Source organism: Fictibacillus sp. BK138 (assembly GCF_004216955.1).
Lineage (GTDB): Bacteria > Bacillota > Bacilli > Bacillales > Fictibacillaceae > Fictibacillus.
Genome location: NZ_SGXL01000001.1, coordinates 2,073,645 through 2,087,632, shown reverse-complemented (window position 1 = coordinate 2,087,632; position 13,988 = coordinate 2,073,645). Strand labels below are relative to the sequence as shown.

Here is a 13,988-nt window from a genome sequence, read left to right as displayed (position 1 = left end):
GCCCGCCCCGCGGAAAGCGAGTACCTGGAGCGGAAATCAACTCTTTCAAATACAACAAGGTAACGAAAACTTACTTTTTTAGCTTGAAAACAAGATCTTCATCAGGTGTTACATACAAAGTCTGCTGATTATCATAGATTACAAATCCCGGTTTTGCTCCGCTAGGTTTCTTAACATGCTTTACAAGCGTGAAATCAACAGGTACGGAACTGGAATTTTTTGCTTTGCTGTAAAATCCTGCTAATACTGCAGCTTCTTTTATATCTGTTTCACTTGGTTCAGCTGAACGTATTAGTACGTGTGACCCCGGGATATCTTTTGTATGAAGCCAAGTTTCGTTTGCGCGGGATAGTTTAAATGTTAAATAATCGTTTTGTTTATTGTTCTTTCCGACTAGTATTTCAGTTCCATCACTAGAGATGAATTTTTCAGGCTGTGGTGCTTGGTTTTGTTTTTTCTTTTGTTTGCTCTGACGATGTTTTAAATAACCGCCTTCACCAAGTTCTTCTCGTATTTCCTCAACATCTTTCATCGATGCAGAATCCATCTGAACGATGAGACGCTCAAAATAGAGAAGTTCGTTCTTGGATTTTTCAATCTGATCTTTAATGATAGAAACCGATTTTTTTAGTTTTCCATATTTTTTAAAATAGCTTTGGGCATTTTCAGCTGGTGTTTTTAGAGGATCAAGTTCGATTTTAACTAAAGGCTGGTCTTCACTGAAATAATCCTCAACTTCAATTGTTTTATCGCCTTTTTTAGCCATATACATGTATGCAGTAAGAAGTTCTCCTTTACGCTGATATTCTTCAGCATTGACGGTTTGTTCGAGTTCTTTTTCAAGTTTTCCGATCTTTTTAATAATCTTTTCATACTCATTAGAAAGGTATTTCTCAAGATCGTTCGCCTGTTGTTTTATACGATCACGGTCAGCTTTTCCATAAAAGAAACGGTCCAGAAGCTTACTGACTGTTTCAAAAGGGCGAACTTCTCCATCAATATGAGTTAAAGAAATGACAGAGAAGTACTCTTTCTTCTCATTAGTGATCATCTGCGGTTCATAACGTTTTTCTGCCAGTTGGTTCATTACTGATAAAAAAGCGTCAGCTACTTGTTCTTTAATAGATAAGCCGGCACGTTCTAGTATTTCTTTAGCGATTAAAGGCGAGAAACCGCTGAATCTGGCAACAAGCTGTTTGTCCAATTTTCCTTCATTCCAAGAAATCTTAGAAATAAATGCTTCTTTCTCCGAAATAGAAAATGGGTCAATTTTTTCCTGAGCAGGAGGAAGCAAATACGTAAAACCGGGAAGGACGGTTCTATGCCTGTTTTGGAAACTAGGAATATGTTTAATGCTGTCTATTATTTTCTCGGATTTTTCATCAGTCAAAATAATATTTGAGTGCCTTCCCATGATTTCCACATAAAGTACTTTTGTGGTCTCATCTCCAATTTCATCTCTGTTTTTTACGGTTATCTTTATAATTCGTTCCACATCAAGCTGTTCGATTTTTTCAATAAAAGCACCTTCTAGATGTTTTCTGAGCAGCATACAAAACATAGGTGGAGTGTCAGGATTTTCGTATTGGTGTTCTGTTAGATGTATCCGTGCAAATGATGGATTTGCGGATATTAATAACTTATGATTTTTTCCGTTTGAACGAATGGTAAATACAAGATCTGTTTTATGCGGCTGATAAACTTTTGAAATTCGTCCGGATGTTAAAGTCTCCTGAAGTTCAGCAGTTACAGCACGTGTCATTATTCCATCAAAACTCATGATAGGTTCACCTCTTATTTCTGATTCATAGTATAGCATTTTTGCGGACATGCCTGCATATAAATGGCTTTAACTAATCTTATTAGAGGTGGAAGCTATGAATTGGTACCAGCTGCCGCAAGACGAAATTGAATCAATACTCAACAGCAGGTTAGATGAAGGTCTAACGAAGAATGAGCAAGAAAAAAGGTTGAAGCTTGATGGACCCAATCAGTTAGAAGAAGGAAAGAAGCAGTCTGCTATTCTAATGTTCCTGGCACAGTTTAAGGACTTTATGGTACTCGTTCTTTTGGCAGCAACATTGTTGTCAGGTTTTTTAGGTGAGTATCTGGATGCGATTGCAATTATCTTAATCGTTGTGATGAATGGGATACTAGGGTTTATTCAGGAAAGAAAAGCAGAGAAATCTCTTGCTTCTCTGAAAGAATTATCCGCGCCCACTGCACAGGTTTTAAGAGAAGGAAAATGGGTTTCAATCGCAGCAAAAGACGTGGTTACAGGTGATGTAGTTAAAATTAAAAGTGGTGACAGAGTTGGAGCAGACATTCGCTTGCTCAAAACATCAGGCCTTCAAATCGAAGAGTCTGCTTTAACGGGTGAATCCGTTCCTGCTCAAAAACATAACAATATTTTAACTGCAGACGAGCTTACACTTGGGGACCAGGATAACATGGCATTTATGGGAACGATGGTAACTCGCGGGACGGGACAAGGAATCGTAGTAGCAACTGGCATGAAGACTGAAATGGGGAAGATCGCTCACTTAATTCAATCTGCAGAGAACTTGGCAACTCCTCTTCAGATGAAACTTGAACAGCTCGGAAAAATTTTAATCGCTCTTGCGTTGTTGTTAACCGTTCTTGTTGTACTAGCTGGGGTTTTGCAGGGGCACGATCTTTACAGCATGATTCTAGCAGGGGTTTCACTTGCCGTAGCAGCTATTCCTGAAGGGCTGCCAGCTATTGTTACGATTGCTCTCGCGCTAGGTGTGCAAAAGATGATCCGTAAACGAGCGATTGTCCGTAAGCTTCCTTCAGTTGAAACACTTGGATGTGCTACTGTGATCTGTTCAGACAAAACAGGAACACTTACACAAAATAAGATGACGGTAACCCGTATCTGGTCACAGGGCAGAACTTGGTCCGTAACTGAAGATGGTTTCGAAGTCGCAGGATCAGGAATAAATGAAGACGGTAAACGAGGAGATAAGCTTACAGAAGTTCTAGCTTATGCTGCTCTTTGTAATAACGCTACTCTTGAAGAAGGTAACAATGGTTCTTTTATTGAAGTTGGAGATCCAACGGAAACGGCTTTATTAGTCAGTGCCTATAAAGCTGGTATTACAAAAGAATCTTTAAGTGAACAATTTACGATTCAGCATGAGTTTCCTTTTGATTCAACAAGAAAAATGATGAGTGTCATTGTTCAGGATACAGAAGGAAATCAGATGCTCGTTGTAAAAGGTGCTCCTGACGTTTTAATGGAAAAAAGTGATTACATTGTATGGGACGATAAGAAACAGTTAATCAAGCAGGCTCATAAAGAACGCATTAAAGAAGCGATCTATGCATTAGGAAGTCAAGCTTTGAGAACGATTGCTGTTGCTGTTCGGCCACTTAAAGAAGGGGAATATTACGCACAAGCCTCTTTTGCAGAAAGAAGCCTGACTTTTGTCGGACTTCAAGGCATGATGGATCCGCCTCGTCCAGAAGTAGAAGAAAGTATAAGAGACTGCCAGACAGCAGGGATTAAAACGATTATGATCACAGGTGACCATGTAGTAACTGCAGCGAGCATCGCCAAAAAACTGAACATGCTCCCTGAAGGCGGCCGAGTCATGGAAGGGGCAGAGTTAGCGCAGCTTAATGACGAAGAACTGGACAAAGTTTCAGAGAATGTATACGTGTATGCACGTGTATCTCCTGAACATAAATTAAAAATCGTAAAGTCTCTGCAGAGAAAAGGCCATGTGGTTGCGATGACAGGGGACGGTGTGAATGACGCGCCTGCCATTAAGTCGGCGAATATCGGAATTGCAATGGGGATCACCGGAACAGATGTAGCGAAAGAAGCTTCTTCTCTTGTGCTTGGAGATGATAACTTCGCAACCATTCGTTCCGCTATTGAAGAAGGAAGAAACATTTATGAAAATATCCGTAAGTTTATTCGATATCTATTAGCTTCCAACGTTGGTGAGATTCTTGTTATGCTTTTCGCGATGATCATGGGACTGCCTTTACCGCTAGTACCGATTCAAATATTATGGGTGAATCTCGTAACAGACGGATTGCCTGCAATGGCTTTAGGTGTGGATCAGGCGGAAGAAGATGTAATGAGACGAAAACCGCGGCAGGCAAAAGAAGGGGTTTTCTCAAGAGGTCTTGGATGGAAAATCGTTTCACGCGGGTTCTTAATCGGTGCAGCAACGATTCTAGCATTCTGGGTAACGTTAAAAGAAAATCCAGATCAGCTGATCGTGGCACAGTCAGTGGCATTTGCAACATTGGTTATGGCGCAATTAATTCATGTGTTTGACTGCAGAAGTGAACGTTCCGTTTTCCACAGAAACCCGTTCCAAAACGGATATCTCGTTCTAGCAGTCATCTCATCGATTCTATTGCTGCTTGTAGTAATGTACGTCCCGCCGTTACAAGAGATTTTCCACACAGTTTCGCTGTCCCTAAGACAATGGCTGCTCGTATTAGGCATGGCATCTATACCAACTTTTGCTTTAGCAGGTTTTCAGCTGTTTAAAAGGGAAATAAGGTAAAAAGAGAGAGCTGGCTCACTTTTTTAGGAGCCAGCTTCGTTTGTTTTTCTAAAAACAAGTAAATTCTGATAGGATTTGCTCGACTATGCTCGCCCGGGAAGATTTATGCTCGCCTCGAAAGATTTACGAGCGGTTCTCAGGATTTACGAGCGGTTCTCAGGATTTACGAGCGGTTCTCAGGATTTACGAGCGGTTCTCAGGATTTACGAGCGGTTTTCAGGATTTACGAGCGGTTTTCAGGATTTACGAGCGGTTCTCAGGGTTTTACGAGCGGTTTTCAGGATTTACGAGCGGTTTTCAGGGTTTTACGAGCGGTTCTCAAAATTCACTACCGATTCCCTGACATTACGAGCAATTCATAAACTTTACCGCCTTCAACTAAATATAGCGGCTTTCAAGAACTACTCTCTCAAAAGAGTCATTTACTAATTTTCACGATATTTCCTCAAAATAAGGGAAAATTGTTTAGATTCTCGGTTTTGTGTGCTAAAATATAGGAACATGTGTACAGTTTTTCACAATATCATGCAATTAGCGTATGACCCGTTATTCCATTTGGCTAGAATAGTAGCAGGTTAGGGGCGGTTAAAGATGAAATTAATTAATATTGGTTACGGAAATATTGTTGCTGCTCACCGGATTATTGCGGTAGTCAGTCCAGAATCTGCACCGATAAAACGATTAATCACGGTCGCAAGAGAAAAGAACATGCTGATTGATGCTACATATGGCCGCAGAACGAGAGCGGTCGTTGTGACCGACAGTGATCATGTCATTCTGTCGGCTGTACAGCCAGAAACTGTGGCTCACAGATTGATGTCAGTTGATGAGGGCTCAGAAGAAAGTTAGGTTGTGGAGGTTTATATGGAAAAAGAAAGAGGCATTCTGTTTGTGCTTTCCGGCCCTTCTGGTGTAGGAAAGGGTACTGTTTGTAAGGCGCTTCGAGAACAAAAGCTGGATATTCAATATTCGGTCTCAGCTACGACAAGGCAGCCGCGTGAAGGCGAACGACATGGGGTAGAATACTTCTTTAAATCAAAAGAAGAGTTTTTACGCATGATTGAAAATAAAGAATTGCTAGAGTGGGCAGAATATGTCGGCAACTATTATGGAACGCCGATCGAATATGTGAACCGCACACTTGATGAAGGCAAGGACGTAATTTTAGAGATTGAAGTTCAAGGTGCACTTCAAGTGAAAAATATTTTTCCAGAAGGTGTATTTATCTTCTTAACACCACCTAGTCTTGATGAACTAAGAAGCCGTATTGTCGGACGGGGCACTGAAACAGAAGATTTGATTAACAATCGTATGTCAGTGGCCAAAGAAGAAATAGAGCTTATGAAGCACTATGACTATTCTGTAGTAAATGATGAGATCGAATCAGCTTGTAACCGTATTAAAGCGATCATTACAACAGAACATTGCCGTGTAGACAGAGTACGTCCGAAATACCAAAAAATTTTAGGAGATGACCAATAATGCTATATCCATCCATCGATTCTCTTATGGAAAAGATAGACTCAAAATACTCTCTTGTAACACTTAGTTCAAAACGTGCGAGAGAAATTCAAAAGCATGACAACCAGCAGATCGCTAAACCGGTATCACATAAGTTTGTTGGTAAAGCACTTGAAGAAATTCAATCTGGTATCTTAACAAAAGTTGGGGAAACACCTGCTGATTAATATATAGAGCCTGAAAAAATATACAACCTTGTCTAAAGGTTGTTATTTTTTTGTTCTGCTTTCTGAAAGCAGAACTAGTAACAAGATTGTTTTTGGCACGGCAAAATAAGTTTAAATCCCAACTAAGGCTGACGCGAAAGGCTTGTCGTCAGTAGAGTTCTCTTTATAAAACTTCATAAAGTTTTTTAATACATATAAATGCTGTAAAATAGATGTGAATTGTTAAGTAAATGTGCGGCGGAAGGGGTTTATTATGGAAAAGAAAAAAATATTGCTTGCTGTTTCAGGCGGAATCGCTGCCTATAAAGCAGCTCCCGTGGCAAGTAAATTATATCAAAGCGGATATGAAGTGAAAGTAATACTCACAGAGTCTGCCCAGAAATTCATTACACCTTTAACCTTTCAAACACTGACAAGACAAGCCGTATATACAGATACGTTTGAAGAAAAAGAACCTGCAGTTGTCAGTCATATCGAAATTGCAGACTGGGCTGATCTTGTATTGATAGCTCCTGCTACTGCAAATGTTATCGGGAAACTTGCAAACGGCATCGCGGACGATATGCTCTCAACGACATTACTGGCAACAAAAGCAGATGTGCTGATCGCACCTGCTATGAATGTAAATATGTTTAATCATCCAGCTGTAAAAAAGAACATGGAAACTCTTGCTTCATTCGGATGGAGATTTATAGAGCCGAATGAAGGGCTTCTTGCTTGCGGGTGGATTGGAAAAGGAAGGCTTGTTGAACCAGAGGAACTCATAGATGCTGTCCATATGTACTTTAAGGAGAAAAAAGAAGATCAATACCTGCCTCTTCAAGGAAAGAATGTCATGGTAACAGCTGGTCCTACACGAGAAGAATTGGATCCAGTCCGTTATTTTACAAACCATTCCTCAGGAAAGATGGGATATGCGATTGCTTCTGCAGCAAAAAAACTTGGAGCAGACGTAACATTAGTAACGGGTCCTACGTCTCTTGAAGTTCCATCAGGAGTACAAGTTGAAAGAGTCATTTCGGCAAAAGAAATGTTTGATAAAGCAATCAGTCTATACGGGAAGCAAGATATCGTCATCAAATGCGCAGCCGTAGCAGACTATACACCTGTTACCGTCCATGCAAATAAGTTCAAGAAAAAGAATGATACGTGGACGATTGAACTTAAGAAAACAGATGATATTTTAAAAGAGCTCGGTGAGAGAAAAGAACATCAGATTCTCGTTGGATTTGCTGCGGAAACTGAAAATCTTGAAGACTATGCAAAAGATAAATTAGTAAGAAAGAATCTGGACATGGTAGTTGGGAACGATGTATCAAAAGAAGGATCGGGATTTGGAAGTGATACAAACGAAATTATCATGATTAAAAAAGATGGCTCCAAACGGCCGCTGCCTATCCTATCAAAAGAACAAGCAGCGCATGAAATACTTGAAGAAGTGATGGAAATGATGAAACGATGATCGCGGCAGTCGTTGTTGATGTCCCTTCAGGAAGTGTCAATAAGACGTTTGATTATAAGGTTCCTCCCGAGTTGGAAAATTGGGCAGAACCTGGTATGCGAGTGATCGTTCCGTTTGGACCAAGAAAACTGCAAGGATTCATTTTAGCCATAAAACAATCGTCTTCTGTAAAAGGTACAAAAAACATCTCAGAAATACTCGATCCTCTTCCTGTTCTTACACCGGAACTAATAGATTTGGGCCAATGGCTGGCAGAGAACACGCTTAGTTTTTATATCACTGCTTATCAGGCGATGCTTCCTGCAGCAATGAAAGCAACGTATGAAAAGTTTTTCACATTGCTTCGGCAGGAAATGTTATCAGAGGAAATGTCTGTCCTTTTTTCGGGGAGTGGGGAACTTAGTTTAAACGAAGTAACAAAAAATCACTCTCATCTGCTCAAGGAACTTCAGGAACTGACAAAAACAGGTGTTTTGGATGTTGTCTATAAAGTAAAGGACAAAGCTAATAAAAAGAAGGTTAAATTTGTTTCACTGGCAGACAAAACGAATGCCGAAGAGCTACTGAAACAGAATGGGAAAAGAGCCGAAAAACAAATGGCTGTCATTTCAGAGCTTTTAAGCAGACCGCCAGGCGAATATTCCCTGCAGGAAATTCTTCATGAGACAGGTGCTTCCCTATCTTCCGTTCAGTCGCTTTGTAAAAAAGGTGCTGTTTATATGGAAGAAAAGGAAGTATACAGAGACCCTTTCCAGGGGAGAAACATAATACAAACAGAACCGCTTCCTTTGACAGAAAACCAGCAAAATGCCATCACTCCGATTTTAGATTCTATCGAAAACAATGAACATCAAACCATACTTGTGCATGGTGTTACCGGTAGCGGAAAGACAGAGATCTACCTTCAATCTATTCAGTCTGTCCTTGATAAAGGGAAGGAAGCTATCGTTTTGGTTCCTGAGATCTCACTCACACCTCAGATGGTGAACAGATTTAAAGGGCGTTTCGGAAGCTCTGTTGCCGTATTGCACAGTGCTTTATCTATCGGAGAGAAATATGATGAATGGCGAAAGATTCTTCGGAAAGAAGTTTCCGTCGTTGTTGGCGCTCGATCTGCAGTTTTCGCACCTTTTGAAAATTTAGGAATCGTCATCATAGACGAGGAACATGAATCAAGCTATAAACAAGAAGATCATCCACGCTATCATGCAAGAGATGTAGCAATCTGGCGAGGAAAGTATCATTCTTGCCCGATTATACTTGGAAGTGCAACACCGGCTTTGGAAACTTATGCAAGAGCACAAAAAGGGCGCTACAAACTTGCTGAACTAAGTTCCCGTGTTCATTCAAATCCGATGCCAGAAGTGACCATTGTAGATATGAGGGATGAGCTGAAGAACGGAAACCGCTCCATGTTTTCTAATGAATTAATGGAAAAACTAAAAGCGGGAATTGAAAAAGGAGAGCAATCTGTTCTTTTTCTTAACCGGCGCGGCTATGCATCCTTCATTTTGTGCAGAGATTGCGGATATGTAGCTCAATGTCCCCATTGCGATATTTCTTTAACCTATCATAAAAGATATGGTGAATTAAAATGCCATTATTGCGGTTATAAAGAGAGTACCCCTTCATCTTGTCCTTCGTGTTCCTCAGAACATATTCGGTTTTTTGGAACAGGAACACAAAAGGTAGAAGAAGAGCTTGCTAAAGTTCTGCCTGAAGCTCGAGTGATTAGGATGGACGTTGATACGACTTCAAAAAAAGGAAGCCATGAAAAACTGCTAACTTCTTTTGGGAACGGTGAAGCAGATATTTTGCTTGGGACACAGATGATCGCAAAGGGACTCGATTTCCCTATGGTAACATTAGTCGGCGTTTTGGCTGCTGATACGATGCTGCATCTCCCGGATTTCAGAGCGTCAGAAAAAACATTTCAGCTGCTTACACAAGTGAGTGGCCGTGCAGGTAGACATGAGCTGGAAGGGAAAGTTATTGTACAAGGATATGACGTTGAACATTACAGTATCCAGCTGGCTTCACAGCATGATTATCTCAGTTTTTATAATCATGAAATGAAAACAAGGAAACTGCATCAATACCCGCCATTTTATTATTTGGGTCTTCTAACCTTTAGTCATTTGGAATTGATGCAGGTTGTTGAAGCAAGTGAAAAGGCAGCAAGCTTTCTGTCAAAAAGACTGTCACCTGAGAGTCTCATGCTTGGTCCTGTTACATCACCGATAGCGCGTGTGAAGGATAGATATCGATACCAGGTAATGATAAAATACAAAAATGAACCAGAGCTGAGAAGCTGGTTTGAAGAAATAATCGCTCATTTTCAAAAAGATAAAAGTATAAAAGATCTGCAGATTACTGGGGAGTTGAATGCCCAGACACTCATGTAGCAGTTAGGAGATAACGATGACGATTCTAAAGATTGTAGAACACCCAGATCCAGTTTTAGAAACAGAATGTGAACTGGTAACAGTGTTTGATAAAAAATTAAAAAAACTGATAAACGATATGTTCGATACGATGTACGAAGCAGAAGGTGTAGGTCTTGCAGCGCCTCAAATCGGGATTGCTAAACAGATTGCGGTTGTAGATGTTGATGATGAAAAGGGACAGATCGTGTTGATCAATCCGGTAGTAACAGCATCATCTGGAAGCCAGACGGGGCCAGAAGGCTGTTTGAGCTTTCCGGGACTTTTCGGGGAGGTTGAACGTCCTAATGATGTAACAGTAAAAGCACAAGATGTAAATGGAAAAGAATTTACTATAAAAGCAAACGAATTTCTCGCTAGGGCACTTCTCCATGAGATCGATCATCTGCATGGTATTTTGTTTACATCTAAAGTGATCGCTTATTATGAAAACGAGGAAATGGAGAGATAGGAAAACATGAAGATATTATTTATGGGAACACCTGACTTTTCCGTACCCGTACTTCGTCAGCTAGTAGAAGATGGCTATGACGTTATTGGAGTTGTTACACAGCCGGACAAGCCAGTAGGAAGAAAAAAAGAAATTAAGCAGACACCTGTTAAGGAAGAAGCGATCAAACATGGCATTACCGTGTATCAACCCGCAAAGCTGCGTGAAAGCTATGAAGAGATTCTTGCTTTGGAACCTGATCTGATCGTGACTGCTGCTTACGGGCAGATTCTTCCTAATGCAATTTTGGAAACACCTCAATATGGCTGCATCAATGTCCATGCCTCATTGCTTCCAAAATACAGAGGCGGAGCGCCGATCCATAAAAGCATAATTGACGGAAATGATAAAACCGGCATTACGATTATGTATATGGTTGAAAAATTAGACGCAGGTGATATACTTACCCAAGTTGAAGTACCGATCGAAGAAAGTGACCATGTTGGCTCAATGCATGACAAATTAAGTGCAGCGGGTGCTAAATTGTTATCAGAAACCATTCCTATGCTTATTGAAGGTAATATTACTCCTGTTCCTCAAAAGGAAGAAGAAGTAACTTTTGCCTGGAACATAACAAGAGATCAAGAAAAGATTGATTGGACACGCTCAGGTAAAGAAATCTATAACCATGTTCGCGGTCTTCATCCGTGGCCGGTTGCTTATACGTTACTAAACGGACAGCCGCTTAAAGTTTGGTGGGCAGAAAAGCAAGAAACGAGTGCATCCGCAGAACCAGGTTCTGTGATCGGCATACTTGAAGATGGACTTCAAATTGCCACAGGAGATCAAACCAGTATTATTATTACCGACTTGCAGCTTTCTGGGAAAAAGAGAATGCTTGCAAGTGATTATCTTAAAGGAGCAAGCGTACCACAAGGCTTGAAATTAGGTGAATAAAATTTGGAAAACAACATACGGGCAATCGCCCTGGACGTTTTAATTAAAATAGAACAAAATCAGGCTTACTCAAATTTACAGCTGAATCAGGCACTTCAAAATGCAAATGTAAAAGATATTGATAAAGGTCTTTTAACGAGCATCGTTTATGGTACGATTCAGCGTAAAAACACGATCGATTTTTATTTAGATCAACTGCTGAATAAACCCATAAAGAAAAAAGACCGCTGGGTTCTATCATTACTCAGATTGTCTATTTTTCAGATGCTTTACATGGACCGTGTTCCTGATCATGCAATCATTCATGAAGCGGTTGAAATTGCTAAGCAAAGAGGACATCAAGGACTAGCTGGTCTTGTAAACGGTATTCTTCGCAAACTTCAGCGTGAAGGAACAGCTGAGATGGACCAAAAAGCAGGGGCAGGCTCCGAAAAAGCGGCATTAACATATAGCATGCCACAGTGGCTTTTTGAACGATGGAGCTCTCAGTTCGGAAATGAAGATGCCGAAAAAATGGCAGAATCAAACCTAATGCCTTCTCCAGTTACAGCGAGGGTTAATACGATGCTGGCAACAAGAGACGAAGTTCTTAAGCAGCTGGAGCAAGAAGGAGTTTCTGCAGAAGAAGGAGAATTGTCTCCTGAGGGTATCATAATAAAAGACGGCTATCTTCCTGGAACAGAAGCATATGATAAAGGCTTAGTTACGATTCAGGATGAAAGCTCTATGCTTGTTGCAAGAGCTGTCGCTCCTTTACCTGGGGAAAGCATTCTCGACGCATGTGCTGCACCAGGCGGCAAATCAACTCATATGGCTGAAATGATGAATGGAAATGGGAAAGTTGTTTCTCTGGACCTTCATGCCCATAAGATCAAATTAATCAATAAACAAGCAGAAAGACTGGGACTTAAGAATATCGAAGCTTCAGTTTTAGATGCTAGAAAAGCTGGAGAAAGATTTGATGCTGCATCATTTGACAGAGTTTTAGTTGATGCCCCATGCAGCGGCTTTGGCGTCATCAGAAAAAAACCGGATCTTAAATGGTCTAAAGCAGAGGAAGATGTGCTAAAGCTGGCTTCTATTCAAAAGGATATACTGGGATCTGCCTCTCAAATGGTAAAGGCAGGAGGTTTGCTTGTCTACAGCACTTGTACTGTAGATCAGGAAGAAAACAGTGAAATAGCAGAATGGTTCTTAGAAACCCATTCTGAATTTGAATGGGATCTGGATTTTTCCGAAAAGATGCCAGAAAACGTGAAAACCTTTATAATAGAGGGACGATCAGATCTGCAAATTATGCCTCATTATTTTAATAGTGACGGCTTTTACATTGCGGCTTTCAGAAAAAAGACAACAGGTGGTGAGAAACATGCTTAAACCATTAACAGATAAACAGACAAAGCCTAATATTAAACCTTCTATATTCTCATTGGAGCTTCATGAACTTGAAGCTTGGCTGACGGATATTAGAGAGCCTAAATTCAGAGGCAAACAGATCTTTGAATGGCTGTATAAAAAACGTGTGTCTTCTTTTGAGGAGATGACAAACCTCCCAATAGGTTTACGGGAGAAGCTGGAAAAAGATTTTTATATCAAACCATTAAAAGAAGTAGTCCGCCAAGAATCAGCTGATGGAACGATCAAATTCTTATTTGAACTGCAAGATGGCTATTCAATCGAGACTGTACTTATGAGACATGAGTATGGAAACAGTATTTGTGTAACTACACAAGTTGGGTGCCGACTTGGCTGTACTTTCTGTGCGTCTACTTTGGGTGGATTGAAGCGCAATCTGCAGGCTGGTGAAATTGTTGCCCAGGTTCTTCAGGTTCAAAGAGCATTAGATGAAACAGAAGAAAGAGTAAGTTCTGTAGTTGTCATGGGAATTGGTGAACCGTTTGATAACTATGAAGGACTTATGTCATTCTTAAAGATTATCAACCATGATCTAGGGTTAAATATCGGTGCACGCCATATCACGATCTCAACAAGCGGTGTGGTCCCTTACATTTATAAATTTGCTGATGAAGGAATGCAGATTAATTTTGCAATTTCTCTTCATGCGCCGAACACAGAAACAAGAAGCCGCTTAATGCCAGTAAACAGAATGTATCCTTTAAATGAATTAATGGATTCCATTCGTTATTACATTAAGAAGACCGGCAGACGCGTAACCTTTGAGTATGGATTATTCGGAAAAGTTAACGATACAGTGGAACATGCAAATGAGCTTGCCGATCTTATTAAAGATATCAAGTGCCATGTTAACTTGATACCCGTTAACTATGTACCAGAAAGAGATTATGTAAGAACACCGAAAACACAAATATTTAAGTTCTTAGAGACGTTAACCTCAAGAGGCATTAATGCCACCATCAGAAGAGAACAAGGACATGATATTGACGCAGCATGCGGTCAGCTGCGTGCGAAGGAACGTAAAGAAGAGACGAGGTGACG

At 40.5% G+C, this 13,988-nt stretch carries 11 protein-coding genes; 10 read left to right on the top strand and 1 reads right to left on the bottom strand.

Going from position 1 to position 13,988, the window contains the following annotated elements:
* Positions 1-70 precede the first annotated feature (70 nt).
* The gene (locus EV282_RS10295; RefSeq protein ID WP_130295736.1) at positions 71-1,780 is read right to left on the bottom strand and encodes an Rqc2 family fibronectin-binding protein; all 1,710 of its coding nucleotides are present in this window, start codon (positions 1,778-1,780) and stop codon (positions 71-73) included.
* 97 nt (positions 1,781-1,877) lie between these two features.
* Between EV282_RS10295 and EV282_RS10290 the strand changes: the two genes are divergently transcribed.
* The 10 genes from EV282_RS10290 to rlmN all read left to right on the top strand — a co-directional run bounded on the left by EV282_RS10290 (position 1,878) and on the right by rlmN (position 13,986).
* Positions 1,878-4,550 (top strand): calcium-translocating P-type ATPase, SERCA-type, encoded by a 2,673-nt coding sequence (locus EV282_RS10290; protein ID WP_130295735.1) that lies wholly within the window; start codon positions 1,878-1,880, stop codon positions 4,548-4,550.
* A 591-nt stretch (positions 4,551-5,141) separates the two neighbouring features.
* Positions 5,142-5,399 carry an extracellular matrix/biofilm regulator RemA gene (gene remA / locus EV282_RS10285; RefSeq protein WP_066240628.1) on the top strand — a complete coding sequence of 86 codons (258 nt, stop codon included), beginning with the start codon at positions 5,142-5,144 and terminating at the stop codon, positions 5,397-5,399.
* Between the two features lie 15 nt (positions 5,400-5,414).
* Positions 5,415-6,032: a guanylate kinase gene (gene gmk, locus EV282_RS10280; RefSeq protein ID WP_130295734.1), complete on the top strand. Its 618-nt coding sequence runs from the start codon at positions 5,415-5,417 to the stop codon at positions 6,030-6,032.
* Positions 6,032-6,238, top strand: coding sequence for a DNA-directed RNA polymerase subunit omega (gene rpoZ / locus EV282_RS10275; RefSeq protein ID WP_130295733.1), 207 nt, complete (start codon positions 6,032-6,034; stop codon positions 6,236-6,238). Before gmk ends, rpoZ begins: the two co-directional genes overlap by 1 nt.
* Positions 6,239-6,488: 250 nt before the next feature.
* Positions 6,489-7,700: a bifunctional phosphopantothenoylcysteine decarboxylase/phosphopantothenate--cysteine ligase CoaBC gene (coaBC, locus tag EV282_RS10270; RefSeq protein WP_130296954.1), complete on the top strand. Its 1,212-nt coding sequence runs from the start codon at positions 6,489-6,491 to the stop codon at positions 7,698-7,700.
* On the top strand, positions 7,697-10,105 hold the full coding sequence (priA, locus tag EV282_RS10265; RefSeq protein WP_130295732.1) for a primosomal protein N': 2,409 nt from the start codon (positions 7,697-7,699) through the stop codon (positions 10,103-10,105). Before coaBC ends, priA begins: the two co-directional genes overlap by 4 nt.
* Positions 10,106-10,121: 16 nt before the next feature.
* A complete protein-coding gene (gene def, locus EV282_RS10260) occupies positions 10,122-10,595 on the top strand; it encodes a peptide deformylase (RefSeq protein WP_130295731.1) in 474 nt (157 codons plus the stop codon).
* A gap of 6 nt (positions 10,596-10,601) precedes the next feature.
* Positions 10,602-11,531 (top strand): methionyl-tRNA formyltransferase, encoded by a 930-nt coding sequence (fmt, locus tag EV282_RS10255; protein WP_130295730.1) that lies wholly within the window; start codon positions 10,602-10,604, stop codon positions 11,529-11,531.
* A gap of 3 nt (positions 11,532-11,534) precedes the next feature.
* Positions 11,535-12,908 carry a 16S rRNA (cytosine(967)-C(5))-methyltransferase RsmB gene (gene rsmB / locus EV282_RS10250; RefSeq protein WP_130295729.1) on the top strand — a complete coding sequence of 458 codons (1,374 nt, stop codon included), beginning with the start codon at positions 11,535-11,537 and terminating at the stop codon, positions 12,906-12,908.
* A complete protein-coding gene (rlmN, locus tag EV282_RS10245) occupies positions 12,901-13,986 on the top strand; it encodes a 23S rRNA (adenine(2503)-C(2))-methyltransferase RlmN (protein ID WP_130295728.1) in 1,086 nt (361 codons plus the stop codon). Before rsmB ends, rlmN begins: the two co-directional genes overlap by 8 nt.
* Positions 13,987-13,988: the final 2 nt, after the last annotated feature.

Excerpts from the sequence above, each read along its gene's own strand:
- rpoZ (WP_130295733.1), top strand. The coding sequence starts at position 6,032 with ATGCTATATCCATCCATCGATTCTCTTATGGAAAAGATAGACTCAAAA.
- remA (WP_066240628.1), top strand. The coding sequence starts at position 5,142 with ATGAAATTAATTAATATTGGTTACGGAAATATTGTTGCTGCTCACCGG.
- rlmN (WP_130295728.1), top strand. The coding sequence starts at position 12,901 with ATGCTTAAACCATTAACAGATAAACAGACAAAGCCTAATATTAAACCT.
- fmt (WP_130295730.1), top strand. The coding sequence starts at position 10,602 with ATGAAGATATTATTTATGGGAACACCTGACTTTTCCGTACCCGTACTT.
- EV282_RS10295 (WP_130295736.1), bottom strand. The coding sequence starts at position 1,780 with ATGAGTTTTGATGGAATAATGACACGTGCTGTAACTGCTGAACTTCAG.
- def (WP_130295731.1), top strand. The coding sequence starts at position 10,122 with ATGACGATTCTAAAGATTGTAGAACACCCAGATCCAGTTTTAGAAACA.
- gmk (WP_130295734.1), top strand. The coding sequence starts at position 5,415 with ATGGAAAAAGAAAGAGGCATTCTGTTTGTGCTTTCCGGCCCTTCTGGT.
- EV282_RS10290 (WP_130295735.1), top strand. The coding sequence starts at position 1,878 with ATGAATTGGTACCAGCTGCCGCAAGACGAAATTGAATCAATACTCAAC.
- priA (WP_130295732.1), top strand. The coding sequence starts at position 7,697 with ATGATCGCGGCAGTCGTTGTTGATGTCCCTTCAGGAAGTGTCAATAAG.